The sequence below is a fragment of the Sphingobium scionense genome, assembly GCF_014197035.1.
Taxonomy (GTDB): Bacteria; Pseudomonadota; Alphaproteobacteria; order Sphingomonadales; family Sphingomonadaceae; genus Sphingobium; species Sphingobium scionense.
On the sequence record NZ_JACIEU010000010.1, the window covers coordinates 37,505 to 51,179 of the forward strand.

At 66.0% G+C, this 13,675-nt stretch carries 11 protein-coding genes; 4 read left to right on the plus strand and 7 right to left on the minus strand.

Annotated elements, in window-relative coordinates; translation table 11 throughout:
• Positions 1-137: 137 nt before the first annotated feature.
• The gene (locus GGQ90_RS13085; protein WP_188082545.1) at positions 138-866 is read left to right on the plus strand and encodes a response regulator; all 729 of its coding nucleotides are present in this window, start codon (positions 138-140) and stop codon (positions 864-866) included.
• Positions 863-2,233: an ATP-binding protein gene (locus tag GGQ90_RS13090; protein ID WP_188082546.1), complete on the plus strand. Its 1,371-nt coding sequence runs from the start codon at positions 863-865 to the stop codon at positions 2,231-2,233. The genes GGQ90_RS13085 and GGQ90_RS13090 overlap by 4 nt, the downstream gene beginning before the upstream one ends.
• On the opposite strand, the gene GGQ90_RS13095 is transcribed toward GGQ90_RS13090, so the two are convergent.
• From GGQ90_RS13095 to GGQ90_RS13110, 4 genes are read right to left on the minus strand one after another with little or no spacing between them, the layout of a single operon-like run.
• Positions 2,230-2,544, minus strand: coding sequence for a DUF3325 domain-containing protein (locus GGQ90_RS13095; RefSeq protein ID WP_188082547.1), 315 nt, complete (start codon positions 2,542-2,544; stop codon positions 2,230-2,232). The genes GGQ90_RS13090 and GGQ90_RS13095 overlap by 4 nt on opposite strands.
• Entirely contained in the window at positions 2,541-4,055 is a 1,515-nt protein-coding gene (locus GGQ90_RS13100) for a PepSY-associated TM helix domain-containing protein (protein WP_188082548.1), read from the minus strand. Before GGQ90_RS13100 ends, GGQ90_RS13095 begins: the two co-directional genes overlap by 4 nt.
• Complete coding sequence (locus GGQ90_RS13105; protein WP_188082549.1) at positions 4,052-4,360, minus strand: ketohydroxyglutarate aldolase; 309 nt, start codon at positions 4,358-4,360, stop codon at positions 4,052-4,054. The genes GGQ90_RS13100 and GGQ90_RS13105 overlap by 4 nt, the downstream gene beginning before the upstream one ends.
• On the minus strand, positions 4,357-6,480 hold the full coding sequence (locus tag GGQ90_RS13110; protein ID WP_188082550.1) for a TonB-dependent siderophore receptor: 2,124 nt from the start codon (positions 6,478-6,480) through the stop codon (positions 4,357-4,359). The genes GGQ90_RS13105 and GGQ90_RS13110 overlap by 4 nt, the downstream gene beginning before the upstream one ends.
• 196 nt (positions 6,481-6,676) lie before the next feature.
• On the opposite strand from GGQ90_RS13110, the gene GGQ90_RS13115 reads away from it, so the two are divergent.
• The gene (locus GGQ90_RS13115) at positions 6,677-9,070 is read left to right on the plus strand and encodes a membrane-bound PQQ-dependent dehydrogenase, glucose/quinate/shikimate family (protein WP_188082551.1); all 2,394 of its coding nucleotides are present in this window, start codon (positions 6,677-6,679) and stop codon (positions 9,068-9,070) included.
• 24 nt (positions 9,071-9,094) lie between these two features.
• Here GGQ90_RS13115 and GGQ90_RS13120 read toward each other — a convergent pair whose 3' ends face one another.
• Positions 9,095-10,258: a TonB-dependent receptor domain-containing protein gene (locus GGQ90_RS13120; protein ID WP_188082552.1), complete on the minus strand. Its 1,164-nt coding sequence runs from the start codon at positions 10,256-10,258 to the stop codon at positions 9,095-9,097.
• Entirely contained in the window at positions 10,249-11,340 is a 1,092-nt protein-coding gene (locus GGQ90_RS13125; RefSeq protein WP_188082553.1) for an endonuclease/exonuclease/phosphatase family protein, read from the minus strand. Before GGQ90_RS13125 ends, GGQ90_RS13120 begins: the two co-directional genes overlap by 10 nt.
• 199 nt (positions 11,341-11,539) lie before the next feature.
• Between GGQ90_RS13125 and GGQ90_RS13130 the strand changes: the two genes are divergently transcribed.
• Positions 11,540-12,310, plus strand: a complete 771-nt coding sequence (locus GGQ90_RS13130) for a thioesterase family protein (protein WP_188082554.1) — start codon at positions 11,540-11,542, stop codon at positions 12,308-12,310.
• On the opposite strand, the gene GGQ90_RS13135 is transcribed toward GGQ90_RS13130, so the two are convergent.
• Complete coding sequence (locus GGQ90_RS13135; protein WP_188082555.1) at positions 12,311-13,645, minus strand: acetyl-CoA hydrolase/transferase family protein; 1,335 nt, start codon at positions 13,643-13,645, stop codon at positions 12,311-12,313.
• Positions 13,646-13,675 lie beyond the last annotated feature (30 nt).

Here is a 13,675-nt window from a genome sequence, read left to right on the forward strand (position 1 = left end):
GTAGCGTGCTAGACCAAGTTGATATCCTGACGCATCAACATGTCGCGTGACATCCGGCCGCGTATCGCTTTGTATCGCCCTGTATCATCCCCGGTAGAGGCACAGACTTTTGCAATATCCGTCGCTAGAAGCGCAGCATGGCTGACCTGTCCGATACCCGCCGCAACAGCGTCATCGTCGTCGATGACGATGCCGATATTCGCGGCCTGATCGTCGATCAACTGCGGCAGGAAAATTACGACCTGCTTGCCGCATCGAACCTCACCGAATTGCGCCAGGCGCTGCGCGACCAGCCGGTCGACCTGATCGTCCTCGATCTCAACCTGCCCGATGGCGACGGCCTGTCGCTGTGCCGCGAACTGCGCGCCGAAGGATCGGGTATCCAGATCATCATGGTGACGGCGCGCGGCAGCGCGATCGACCGGGTGCTGGGGCTGGAACTGGGCGCCGACGATTATCTGACCAAGCCGTTCGAGCCGCGCGAGTTGCTGGTGCGCATCCGCAACCTGCTGCGTCGCCCACGCATGGAGCCCCCCGCGCCGACCGCTCAAGCGCGCTACGCCGTCTTCGGCCCCTGGCGGCTCGATCTGCTGCAACGCCGGCTGATCACCCCGGACGATCGGCTGGTGATGCTTTCGTCCGCCGAATTCCGCCTGCTCTCGCGCTTCATCGAGGAGCCCAATGTCGTGCTCGCGCGTGAGACTTTGCTGCCCGAACGGCGCGCCACCGCCGCCTTCGACCGCACCATCGACCTGCAGGTCAGCCGCCTGCGGCAAAAGCTGGCCGGTGCAGCAGGCGGCGGCGAACTGATCCTGACCGTCCGTGGCGAAGGCTATGTCCTCGCCAGCCCGGTGCGCTACGAATGATCGGCCAGCCGGTGCAGCGCGTGCGCGATTTCTTCCGCTCGATGGCGGGGCATATCTTCGTGCTGCTGACCGTCGGCATCTCGCTCTCGGCTCTCCTGGCGCTAGCCGTGTCGGAACAGGGCCGCCGCCATGACTTCGAGCGCGTCCGGCGCCAGCGCGTCCTGGCCAGTGCCTTCGACGTGGCCGACCGGCTGCGGCGCGATCCGGTGCGCGTCCAGCAGATGCTGGAAAATCATGGCATCGTCGGTGCCTCCAGCGTGCCCGACGGCATCGCCATCAACGAGCCCGATCCCGATCTCGAAGCCGCGCTCGCCCGGCGCTTCGGTCCCCGCGCCCAGCCGGAAGCGGGGCAGGTGCCCTTCGGCCTCTGCTTTCCGGACAAGGATGCCGGGCGCAGCCGCGCCGCCGGGTTGATCGACGCGCCCCGGCCCGATTGCTGGATCGTGCGCATGACCGATGCGACCGGCCAGCGGCGGGGCATGGCGCTCACTTTCCCGCGCCTCGCCCGTCCCCCCAGTTCCCTGTTCAGCCCGGCCTATCTGGTCGTCATCCTGCTCTCGGCCGCCGGCCTCTCCATCCTGATCGGCCGAATCGCCGCCAAGCCACTGCGCCGCCTGTCCCAGGCAGCCGAGGCCTTTTCCGTGTCACGTGACCCGGAGGAGATTCCCGAGCGCGGGCCGGAAGAGGTGCGCGCCGCCCTCTCCACCTTCAACCTGATGCAGCGCCGCGTCCGCGCTGGTTTCACCGAGCGGACCCAGTTGCTGGCGGCGATCAGCCATGATCTCCAGACCCCGCTGACCCGGCTGCGGCTGCGGCTGGAACTGGTCGAGAATGAGGAACTGCGCGCCCGCCTGTTGCAGGATCATGAGGCGATGCAGCGGCTGGTGCGCGAGGGGCTCGATCTCGCCGCCAGCACGGAAACGCACGAGGATTGGTCGGTGATCGACCTTGATTCCCTGCTCGCCAGCATGGCCGAGGATGCGCAGGAACTGGGCGCCCCGGTCCAGTTCGCCGCCGGCTGTGGCGTGTCGGTCCGGGTCAAGCCCAATGCGCTGGCCCGCTGCATGAGCAATCTGGTCGACAATGCCGTCAAATATGGCGGATGCGCGGAAATTAGCTGCCTGCGCACGCCCGGCCATGTCACGATCGAGATACGCGATCATGGCCCCGGCATCCCGCCGCAGGATCTGGACCAGATGTTCGAACCCTTCACCCGCGGCCCCAGCAGCCAGCCGGGCGGTCGTCACGGCACCGGCATCGGCCTTACCATCGCCCGGTCGCTGGGCCTCAGCTTCGGCGCGATCGTCGCGCTGCGCAATGCGCCCGATGGCGGCCTGATCGCCAGTATCGAGATGAAGGCGTCCTAGATCGCGCCAACCGCCATCAGCGCCAGCGCCACCAGCAAGCCACAGCGGGCTAGCCGGGGACCATAGGTCAGCGCCAGCAGCACCGCCCCGGCCATCAGCGGCAGCAGCCCGCACCAGGTGACGATGCCGATCCCGTCCGCCCCGGCCAGGATCGCGCCGAGCAGCGACAGGGCAATCGCGCTCCAGCCCAGCAGCGGCAGATGCCGGGCCAGGCCATGGCGCTGCCAGGGGCCAAGCAGCGCCGGCCCATGCCGCGTCATCGCCGCCGCCAATGCGAAGAAGCCGATATAGAGCAGCCCCGCGACGATCATGCCGGCTGCTCCCGCATCCGCCGACGCGCCGGTGTCGGGGCGTTGCGCCGCCGCATCTGCCGGCGCACGATCAGCGCCAGCGCGCCGGCCATGGCCAGGAACAGAAGATTGCCGACCAGCAAGACCGGTTCGGTCGACCAGACCGGTCCCAGCACCGCCGCCAGCACGCAGGCAACGGCCAGTAGACCCATCATCAACGGCCAGCCGATGGCCGGTCGCAGCACCAGCCCGGCCAGCACGGCCACCGCCGCCGTCCACAGCGCCACGGACACTTCCGCTTCCGGTCGGCCCGCCATGCCGATCGGCAACAGGCGATTGGCGATGAAATAGGCCACCGCGCCCAGCGGCACGCCGGTGATCACGCCGACATTCAGCCGTTCGAGGATGCGATTGCCGATCGAGAGCGGCTGGCGCTCGCGCCGCTTGGCGATCCACAGCACCATCCCGGTCGAGATCGCCAGCGTCAGCATCGCCCCGCCCAGCACATAGAGCCAGCGCGTGCCCATGGGTGCGAAGCGCGCCATGTGCAGGCCATAGATGACCTGATAGGTGCGCATCGCCGGCCGCCGTTCGACCCAGCTCTTGAGCAGCCGGCCCGTCCCCCCGTCGAAGCTCGCCTGGCCCCGCATATAGCCGACCGTGTCGGCATCGGACTGATAGACGGTGACGACCGATGCGGCATCGCCGGGATTGAACACATAGACGCGGCCGACATGGCCGCCGCCAAATTCGTGCTCGGCCGCCGTCAGCATCGGTGCGATCGGCGCCAAAGACGCGGGCTTGCCGGCCGCCGGCCGGGTCACCGCGCCCGGCGCCAGCGCCTCGTACATCTCCATTACCTTGTCACCATAGCCGGCACTGATCGGCCAGGGCATGTTGAGCGACGCCAGCGTCAGCAGCCCGGTGAAGGTGATCATCAGGTGGAAGGGCATGGCCAGCACGCCCGTCGCATTATGCCCGTCGAGCCAGGACCGCTGGCCCTTGGCCGGGCGGAAGGTGAAGAAGTCCTTGAAGATTCGCTTGTGCGCGATGATGCCGGTGACCAGCGCCACCAGCATGACCATCGCCGCCAGCGAGGCGAGCAGGCGACCCCAGGGATAGGGAATTTCCAGCTCGAAATGGAGGCGGTAGAAAAACTCCCCGCCCAGTGTCTCCCGCACGACCGGTGCGCCGGTCACCGGATCGAGCGCGCGATAGAGATAGTCCGTCCCCTGGTCGTAGGATGCCTCGACCGTATTGGCCCGGCCGTCGGGCGCGGTCAGATACCAGCCGGTGGAACCGGGCGCATTTTTCGACAGCCAGCCGGTCGCCGCGACGATCGCGCTCTTGCTGTCCGCCTGCGCCGTCACTTCGGGCCGCATCCAGCGGCCGATCTCCGGCTTGAAGACGCTGAGCGTGCCAGCGAGGCACATGACGAACAGCACATAGCCCAGCAGCAGCCCGGTCCAGCCATGCAGCCAGGCCATCGCCTGCCGCACACCGTCGCGCACCATCGCCGATGCCCCGCTCATGCAAAACCCCCGCTGATCCAGACCAACCCCGCCAACAACCCCGACAGCGCCACCACGCCGCCCAGTGCCACCCAAGGGCCGCGTGCCAGGAAGGCCCAGACGCTCACTGCCGGCGCGAACAGATAGGACAGCATCGTCGCCACTGTCACCGCCTCCAGCCGGCCCATCGGAAGGGCGCGGGCCAGCAGCATCGCCGCCAGCGCCGCAACCGCATAGGCCCCGACCGTGCCCGCCAGCGTGCGCAGCGCGACATTGCCGCGATAACGCCAGCCGCTACGGGCGCGCAGAGCCGCTGCCTTGCTCAATAGTCGACGCTCAGTGTGAACACCGCCGTGCGCGGCGCGGCATAGAAGGCCTGGCCCCACATCAGACTGCCGAGATATTTGGTGTTGGTGACATTCTTCACGTTCACGCTCGCCCGCAGATGATCCACCACCCGGATACCCGCCATCAGGTCGAGCACGGCATAGCTCTTCTGCTTAACGACCACATCGCCCATGTAAACATCGCCGTCATAGACATCGGTCAGCGTCGTCTTGATCGCGTTCTGCCAGCGCATCTGCGCGCCCAGCTTCAGGTCATTGAGCTGCGGCACCTGGTAGGTGGTGGCCAGTTTCAATGACTTGGTCGGCAGCCAGGTGCGGGTGTCGTTGCCCTCGTCATCCTCGATATCATATTGGGTATAGCCGCCGCTCAGCGTCCACTGGTCGGTGATCTTGCCCGCCACTTCCAGCTCGAAACCGGTCGAGGTGGTATCGACGCCGGCATAATAGCTGCCGCCGGCCTTGCCCGGACCATCCTCGCCAAAGGTGCCGGCATAGTCGGCCAGCCCCTTCTGCTTGGCGCGGAAGACGGTGGCCGTGGCATAGAGGCGATCGCCGAACCAACTGCTCTTGATGCCGCCTTCGATGCTGGTGCCCTTGGCCGGGTCCAGCTTGCGATTGTTGGCGTCGACCTCCGCCTGCGGATTATAGATGTCGGTATAGCTGGCATAGAGGGTGACATTGGGCGTCACGTCATAGAGCAGGCCGAGATAGGGGCTGATCTTGTGATCGTCGCGCGCCTGGTCGGTGCCATAGGAAGTGCCGGACGACTTGATCCACATCGCGCTGGCGCCGATCACGCCCTTCAGCTGGTCGGTGAAGTTGAGATGCGCCGCGCCATAGAGGCGGGTCAGCTCGTCGCTATATTTGGCGGCCAGATATTCGCCCGGATAATCCGGCTCGGTCACCTGCGCGTTGCCCCAGTCATAGACCGACGGATAGACCAGCGCCGTGTCTTCGGCGAAATTCTCCCATTCCTTGGCATTGGACTTGGCGTAGGACAGGCCCAGCACCAGCTTGTGCTCGCGGCCCAGCAGGCTGAACGGGCCGGTGGCGCTGAAATCGCCCAGATATTGCTTATAGTCGGACGGGTAGATGCCCGCCATGCCATAGACGCCCTCGCCGGTTTCCTTGTCGGGATAGCCATAGGCATAGAGCAGCTTCGCATTCTCCTGGAAACGCTTGTAGGTGAACATGCCGCTCAGCGTCCATTGGCCCATGGTATAGACCAGTTCGCCAAAGCTATTCTGGTCCTTGGTGTTCCAATAGGTCCAGTCGGCCGAGGTGGTCGCCGAACGAGGATAGTCGATCCGCGTGCCGTCGGTGAAGACCAGCGGCATCGCACCCCACATCACGCCGTCGGCGTCATTTTCCTGACGCGTGTAACCGACCGTCGCCTTGAGGTCGGGCGTCACCTGCCAGGCGACAATCGCGCCATAAACGTCACGGTTGATATGGTTGTAGTTCAGGTGGGTGTCGCGATCCTCATGCGCATAGATGAAGCGCGCCGACACCGTATCGGTCACCGGGACATTGACGTCGCCTTCCACGCGCCACAGGTCGCGCGAACCGACCTGGGCCGTGCCCTTGGCCTGGAACTCGTCGAGCGGCCGCTTGCGGACATAGTTGATCGTCGCCGATGGGTTGCCGATGCCGGTCATGATCGCATTGGCGCCGCGCACCGCCTCGACATTCTCGAACAGGGCGGTGTCGAGGTCGCCGAACTGGATGCCCCAGGCCAGCGGCAGGCCGACGCCGTCGACCTGAAAATTGGACACGTCGAAACCGCGCGAGTTGAAATAGGTGCGATCCGTCTCGACGCGCTCGACATTGATGCCGATCGTCTGGTCGAGCAGGTCGTTGACATTGGTGATCGCGAAATCCTCGATCCGTTCGCGATTGATGATCGTCACCGACTGCGGCGTCTCGCGCACCGACAGGGACAGGGCGGTGGCGGAGCTGGACGGCTGGTTGGCCGCGGTCACGACGATGCGCGACGCGTCCTCTGCGGCGTTGTCCGCTTCTGCCGCGCGGGCGACATGCGGCATCACGACAAGGGCAAAGCTGCTGCTCAACAGGAGGTGGCGCAACGACAGACGCATTTTTATTTCCCCGATGGCTCTCTATCTGCGCCGCGCGTTAGGCATGTCCAGAATGCGAGTCAAACGCATTAGCATTGCATGTGCGCTACAATCACGCCACGAAGATGAAATTTTGTTCATGTCTGGAACGAAGCTGGTCGGTTTCTCCTTTGTAAACCGGCACCTGCCCGTGCCTCCTGCCCAGGGAGTATCCGACATGACAAACGCACCGTCCCGCCGATCGATCGCCGCCCTGATATTGGGCATCGTCTTCGGCCTCATCGGGCTGGTGCTGACTGGCGGCGGCGCCTGGCTGCTGATCTCCGGCGGCTCGCCCTATTATCTTATCACCGGCATCGCCCTGATCGTCTCGGGCGTGCTGCTGGCGCGCGGGCGCAAGGCCGGCGGCTGGCTCTACATTGTCATCTTCGCTGTCACTTTGCTCTGGGCCTATTGGGAAGTGGGCCTTGATCCCTGGGCGCTGGTGCCGCGCGTTGTCGCCCCGCTGGTCCTCCTGATCGCGCTGCAACTGGTCTGGCCGACGCTCGATCGCAGCATCGGCCGTTGGCGCCGTGCATGGGGCGGTGTGGCTGTCACTTTCGCTGTCGCGATCGGCTTTTTCTGGAGCATCGCCGGCAACTTCATCCCGCCGGTGCTTCAGGGCCTGCCCGACGCCCGCTATGCGATGGCCGATCCCTCGATCGGCACCACCGGCGCCGACTGGCCGGCCTATGGCGGCACCAACAGCGCCCGGCGCTACTCGCCGCTCGCCCAGATCACTCCGGCCAATGTGGGTAACCTCAAGCGCGCCTGGCTGATCCACACCGGCGACCTTCCCGCGTCGGCCCAGATCCGCAACACCTATGGCGCGGAAAACACCCCGCTCAAGATCGGCGACACCCTCTATGTCTGCACGCCCAAGAGCATGGTGATCGCGCTCGATCCCGCCACCGGCAAGCAGAAATGGCGCTTCGATCCCAAAGTGTCGGACGAGGCCATTCCCTATACCGCCGCCTGTCGCGGGGTCAGCTATTATGCCGTGCCCGGCGCCGCTGCCGGCGCGCCCTGCGCGCAGCGTATCATCCTCGGCACGCTCGACGCGCGGATCATGGCCCTTGATGCCCGCACCGGCCGGCAGTGCCGCGACTTCGGCAGCAATGGCCAGGTCCGCATCACCGACGGCATGGGCAGCGTGCCGCCCGGCTATGTCTCCATCACCTCGCCGCCGACCATCGTGCGCGGCGTGATCGTCACCGGCCACCAGGTGCTGGACGGCCAGGACCGCTGGGCGCCGTCCGGCGTGATCCAGGCCTATGACGCGGTGACCGGCAAGATGCGCTGGGCCTGGGACATGATGCATCCGGAACGCAGCGGTCCGCCGCCGGCCGGCCAGACCTATGCTCGCGGCACGCCGAACATGTGGACGATCGCCTCGGGCGACGAAAAGCTCGGCCTCGTCTATCTGCCGATGGGCAACAGCGCCGCCGACTATTACAGCAGCCTGCGCCGCCCGGAGGAAAATCGCTACGCCACCTCGCTGGTCGCGATCGACGTGATGACCGGCAAGCCGCGCTGGAATTTCCAGGCGGTGCGCAAGGATGTATGGGACTATGATTTCGGCGCCCAGGCGACCCTGATCGACTTCCCGACGGCGCGTGGTCCGGTGCCGGCGATGCTGCTGCCCAGCAAGCAGGGCGACATCTATGTGCTCGACCGCCGTACCGGCCAGCCGCTGACTCCGATCGGTGACATCAAGGCGCCGCAGATCGGCGTCGAGCCGCAGCAGCGCGCCGTCACCCAGCGCATCTCGCTCTACCACACACTGCGCAAGCCCGACCTTACCGAAAAGGACATGTGGGGCATGTCGCCGATCGACCAGATGTTCTGTCGCATCCAGTTCCGCCGGGCGAGCTACATGGGATTCTTCACCCCGCCCGAGGCCGACAGGCGCTCGATCGAATATCCCGGCTATAATGGTGGGACCGACTGGGGCGGCATCGCCGTCGATCCGGCGCGCGGGGTGATCGTCGCCAATTATAACGACATGCCCAACTATGTCCGGCTGGTGCCCCGCAAGGAAGCCAACAAGAAAGGCTGGGCGCCGCGCGATCAGGCGCGGGGCGCGATCGGCGGGGCTGAGGGCGCGGGCGATCCGCAGGCACACACACCCTATGCGATCGACGTCAATGCCGGCTGGCGCCTGCCCTTCACCGGCCTGCTCTGCAAGCAGCCTCCCTATGGCGGCATCCGCGCGATCAACATCGCCACCGGCAAGACGATCTGGGACCGCCCCTTCGGCACGGCACGGACCAATGGCCCGTTCGGCATCCCCTCTATGCTGCCGCTGACGATCGGCACGCCCAATAATGGCGGGTCGGTGGTGACGGCCGGTGGCCTGATCTTCGTCGCCGCGGCTACCGACAATCTGATCCGCGCGATCGACCTCAAGACCGGCAAGACTTTGTGGCAGGATGTGCTGCCCGCAGGTGGTCAGGCGACGCCGATGACCTACAGCCAGAATGGCAAGCAATATCTGGTCATCATGGCCGGCGGCCATCATTTCATGCAGACGCCGGTAGGCGATGCACTGATCGCCTATGCGCTGAACTGAGGCGCTTTGTCGCCGCCCTTTGCCTTACCAGGCGAGGGCGGCGGTCAGCATCAGTGCCTGCGCCTGATCCTCCGGTCGCGCCGCGCCGGAAGTTTCGGCGCGTATGAGCCGGCTGCTCGCCAATTGGTCGGGGTCGGTGAGGTGCAGGCCGATGCGCATCGACCCGCGCCCGGCCAGCGCATAATCGATGCCAGCTTCCAGCCGCAGGCCACCATCATCCTGCATCAGCGCCGGCGCGCTGCTCTGCGCGGCAGCGATCCGGCAGCGCCATGGGCCTTGCGCCCACAGTCCTTCAAGCATCAGTTGCTGCTCCTGCACGCGGCCACCCCGGTCCTGGCGCAGTCGCGCCATATGGTAGCGCGCCGACAGGCTGAGCGCAGGCGTCAGCCGATGCTCCGCCAGCATCGCCAGCCCCCGCACATGCGCCGACCCGCGATTGACCGGCAGATAGCCGTCCTCGACAAAGGCCAGCCGGTCCTCGACCTCGCCGTCAAAGGCATCGACTGCGAATGTCAGGTCCGGGGCCACCATCCAGTCGCTGCCCAGCCGCATGCGGCTGTCGCGTTCCGGCCGCAAACCGGCCTGCAATGTGCGGAACGCCTCGAGCGTCAGCCCCAACGCGCCCGACAGACCGACCCCGGCATAGGCCTCTATCGTCTCGCGATAGTCCGCGCGCAGGGTGACGCCGGGCGCGGCGTCATAGGCCAGCCGCCCCGTCGGCAAAAACAGGTCGCGGCTCTTGATTGCGTCGCTACCATAGAGCGCCGTGACATTGGCGCCGCGATTGTTGAGCTTGGCCCCTTGCCAGCCCAGCTCGGCCTGCAAGCCGTCCGCCAGCGGCAAACTGCCATGGGCGTCGACCAGCATCAGACTGCTGCGTGGCTGGGCATCGCCGGACAGGTCGGCAAGCAGGGGCACCGCGCCGATCCGACGAGCCGGCAGCGCCACCATCCGGTTGCGCTTGCGCTGGACGGCGATGCTAATGGCCGCAGGTTCGGCCGGAGAAGGCGCCAGTTCGAGAGCATAGATGCGCGCCGGCTTCGCTGCGCCGTCCAGCGGCGCAGGCAGCAGGGAAAAACGAAGCGGCCGCTTCAGTACGAAACCACCATGGTCGGGAGTGATCGTCTGGGCCGATACCGGGATGGCAAGTGCTGCCAGCGGCATTAACATCCAGCGGATCAGCGCCATGACGCCACGGCCTCCCGACTGACTAGTTGGACTTTGCCACCGTCCGGCGCATAGGCGATCATGTAACCGAAATGGTCGGACAGCGGCGCGCCCTCCACCTCCGTACCAAAGGGCACGGCCGCGTGGATGGCCCGCATCGGCCGACCACGATCGTCGCGCGCGAACAGCCAGTCCTTGCCGCGCGCGCTTGCCTGTTCCAGATCGGCATGATTGCCGACATCGGTCAGGACGCGATCGACAAGCGCCCTGCGCGCGCCGCCCAGATGCGCCGCAACGAAGTCCATGCCCGTTTCCGCCCAGCGGCGGAAAAAGGCCCGGATGCGGTGGCGATCACCGCCGATATTGAGGTCGCCGCCCAGGATCATGGACTGTCCGGCGGGCACATGGCGCCGCACGAAATCGGCCAGAATCCCAGCCTGTCGGTCGAAGGCCCGTTGCGATCGGGCGATCGCCACGCCTGCCGCCTTGCGCGCGTTGAGATGGGTGTTGACCACGCTGACCGGCCGGTCGATACTTGGCACCGCCAGATGGGCAATCAGCACGCCCTTGTTCGCCAGGCAGTCAAAACCGGCACAGGCGAAATCGGGATAGGCCATGCGATCGATGCCGGTGATCGGATAATCGGACAGGATGAGCAGACCGCTGTTCAACTGCTTGGGCGCTGTCTCGCCCCGGTCCCATCGCGCCGCCTGCAGATAGGTGCGGTCGTCCGCTCCCGCTGCGATCACCGTGCGCAACCCGCGGTCCGGCCCGATCGCCACATGCGCATAGCCGGCGCGGCGCGCCAGTTGCTCGGCCTGCGGCGAAAAGGCTTCCTGCAGCAGGACGATATGGGGCTGCCGCCCGGCCCGGCGCAGCGCCGCCAGCCGATCGGCGATGCGTCCCAACGCTTGCTCCCGGCCAAGGGCCACCGGCCAGGGCAGGCCCATCACATTATAGGTCATCACCGACAAGGGCATGTCCGGTTGCGGCATGGTCGCCGCCGGCCCGGCGACATCGCCCTGCCGGCTTTCGCCCTGCGATCCCGTGGCGGCCAATACCGCCAGGCTCGCAACCAATATGGCACGCAAAGGCTTCGCCATCCCTCATTCCCCTGCGTCCGTCATAACGGGCAGATGAGTCACGCCGATGTCGATCGCGCGGCAGTCGGGTTAAATTTCGAAGGCGGTAATGGTCATCGGAGCGACGCGGGACTGTCATCTTCGCTGTCGGCTTGCCGCCCACAGGATCATGCTGATAGGGCAAAGGTCCCCCCGTCCAGACGGTAATGAAGAGGATCCTATGGCCTATTTCCGGCGTGTTGACGCTCGGCACTTCACCCCGACCGAACTGGTCGGCGGCGCCTGGACCGTGACGGAACAGCATGTCGCGCCCGCCATCGGCCTGCTTGCCCATGCGATCGAGGTGGATGCCAAGGCGCGCAGGCCCGATCCACTGCAACTGGGCCGCCTATCCTATGATATATTGGGTACAATCCCGCTCGACACGGTCGAGATCGACGTCACCGTCATCCGCCCCGGCCGCACCATCGAACTGGTCGAGGCACGGCTCAGTCACGACGGCCGACCGGCGATCCTGCTGCGTGCCTGGCTGGCGCAGGCCTATGATACCGGCGCGATCGCCGGCGGCGGCTTTGATCCCATTCCCGCCCCCGAAACCATGGCGCAGTGGGACGGCACCGGCGAATGGCCCGGCGGCTTCATCGCCAGCATCGATGCCCGCCGCCAGCCTATCGCGCCGGGCCGCGCCATTGGCTGGATTCGCACGCCCCATGCGTTGATCGAGGATGAAGCGGTATCATCGCTCGCCCGTGCCATGGGGCTGGTCGATACCGCCAATGGTCTCGCGCCACTGGTATCGACCGCCGACGCGGCCTTCCCCAATCTCGACCTTACCGCCCATATCTTCCGAGTGCCGGTCGGCGAATGGCTGGGCTGCGACGTCACCGTCTCTTTCGGTGCCGACGGCATCGGCCTCACCCACAGCATATTGCATGACCGGGACGGCGCGATCGGCACCGTCTCGCAATGGCTGACGATCCGTCCGCGCTGATCAACCGGCGAACAGCCCAGCATCGAATGCCGCGCGTTCCAGCTGCTCGCGGAAATCGGGGTGGGCGATGGCGATCAGCGCCCTGGCCCGCTCGCCTACAGACTTGCCCTTGAGGTCGGCCAGGCCATATTCGGTGACGATCAGATGCGTATCCATGCGCGGCGTCGTCACCGGCCCGTCGAGATGCGGGGTGATCCGGGAAATCGTGCCCTTGGCCGCCGTCGAATGGCAGGCGATGATCGATCGTCCACCACGCGAAGCATAGGCGCCGCGCACGAAATCCACCTGTCCGCCGGTGCCGCTGAACTGTCGCCCGTTGACGAATTCGGAATTGCAGGCACCGTGGAAATCGACCTGGAGTGTCGCGTTCACCGACACCATATTGTCGTTGCGCGCGATCAGGAACGGGTTGTTCACATAATCGACCGGATGCGCCTCGACCGCCGGATTGTCGTGCAGGAAATCATAAAGCGCCTGATCGCCGAGCGCGAAAGTGTAGATCGCCCTGCCGGCATGAATCTGCTTGCGGCTATTGTCGACCACGCCCGACTGCATCAGTCCGGCCAGCCCCGTGGTCATCATTTCGGTATGGATGCCCAGATGCCGGTGATTGGCAAGGCCGGCGCACACCGCCTCCGGCAGGGCGCCGATCCCCATCTGCAGGCAGTCGCCATCGCGGATCAGGCCGGCGACGGTGGCCCCGATCGCGTCGTCGACCGCCGTGCGGGTGATGGCCGGCAGCGTCGGCAGCGCGACATCATGCTCGACCAGCGCGGTCACGGCCGACAAGGGGATCATGCAATCGCCCTGAACATAGGGCATATGCGCATTCACCTCCAGGATGATCCGGGTGCCCGGCTTGCGCGCCACCGCCAGCGCATAGTCGACATCGGTCCCCAGGCTGAAATTGCCGTCGGCATCCATCGGCGCGACCGTCGCGATCAGCGTATCGACGCCGACATGCTCGACCATGGCCCGCGGCACCTGGCTGAAATGGCAGGGCAGGAAATCGACCATCGGCAGATGGGCCTCGCCATGCTGGCGATCCAGCATCCGTTCGACGCCACTATGGAACAGGCTCATCGGCGCGATCCGGTCGCGCAGTGCGAAGTCGAACACGCTGGCGCCAGCGATCCCGGTGCAGAGCATATAATAGATGCGCAGATCGGCGACCGAACCGGACCGGGCGCGTTCGGCAAGTGCGGCGAGCAAGGCGGGCGGCTGGCCGGTCCCCAATGCCATGCAAATTTTCGCGCCCGACGGGATCAGCGAAGCCGCCTCTTGCGCCGGACATCGCTTCTGCCCGTAGATTGCCTGGTCGCCCTTTTGGGTCATGGATCGCCTCTCTCCTGTGGTCGATCCCTA

Excerpts from the sequence above, each read along its gene's own strand:
- GGQ90_RS13130 (WP_188082554.1), top strand. The coding sequence starts at position 11,540 with ATGGCCTATTTCCGGCGTGTTGACGCTCGGCACTTCACCCCGACCGAA.
- GGQ90_RS13135 (WP_188082555.1), bottom strand. The coding sequence starts at position 13,645 with ATGACCCAAAAGGGCGACCAGGCAATCTACGGGCAGAAGCGATGTCCG.
- GGQ90_RS13115 (WP_188082551.1), top strand. The coding sequence starts at position 6,677 with ATGACAAACGCACCGTCCCGCCGATCGATCGCCGCCCTGATATTGGGC.
- GGQ90_RS13085 (WP_188082545.1), top strand. The coding sequence starts at position 138 with ATGGCTGACCTGTCCGATACCCGCCGCAACAGCGTCATCGTCGTCGAT.
- GGQ90_RS13100 (WP_188082548.1), bottom strand. The coding sequence starts at position 4,055 with ATGAGCGGGGCATCGGCGATGGTGCGCGACGGTGTGCGGCAGGCGATG.
- GGQ90_RS13125 (WP_188082553.1), bottom strand. The coding sequence starts at position 11,340 with ATGGCGAAGCCTTTGCGTGCCATATTGGTTGCGAGCCTGGCGGTATTG.
- GGQ90_RS13120 (WP_188082552.1), bottom strand. The coding sequence starts at position 10,258 with ATGGCGCTGATCCGCTGGATGTTAATGCCGCTGGCAGCACTTGCCATC.
- GGQ90_RS13095 (WP_188082547.1), bottom strand. The coding sequence starts at position 2,544 with ATGATCGTCGCGGGGCTGCTCTATATCGGCTTCTTCGCATTGGCGGCG.
- GGQ90_RS13090 (WP_188082546.1), top strand. The coding sequence starts at position 863 with ATGATCGGCCAGCCGGTGCAGCGCGTGCGCGATTTCTTCCGCTCGATG.
- GGQ90_RS13110 (WP_188082550.1), bottom strand. The coding sequence starts at position 6,480 with ATGCGTCTGTCGTTGCGCCACCTCCTGTTGAGCAGCAGCTTTGCCCTT.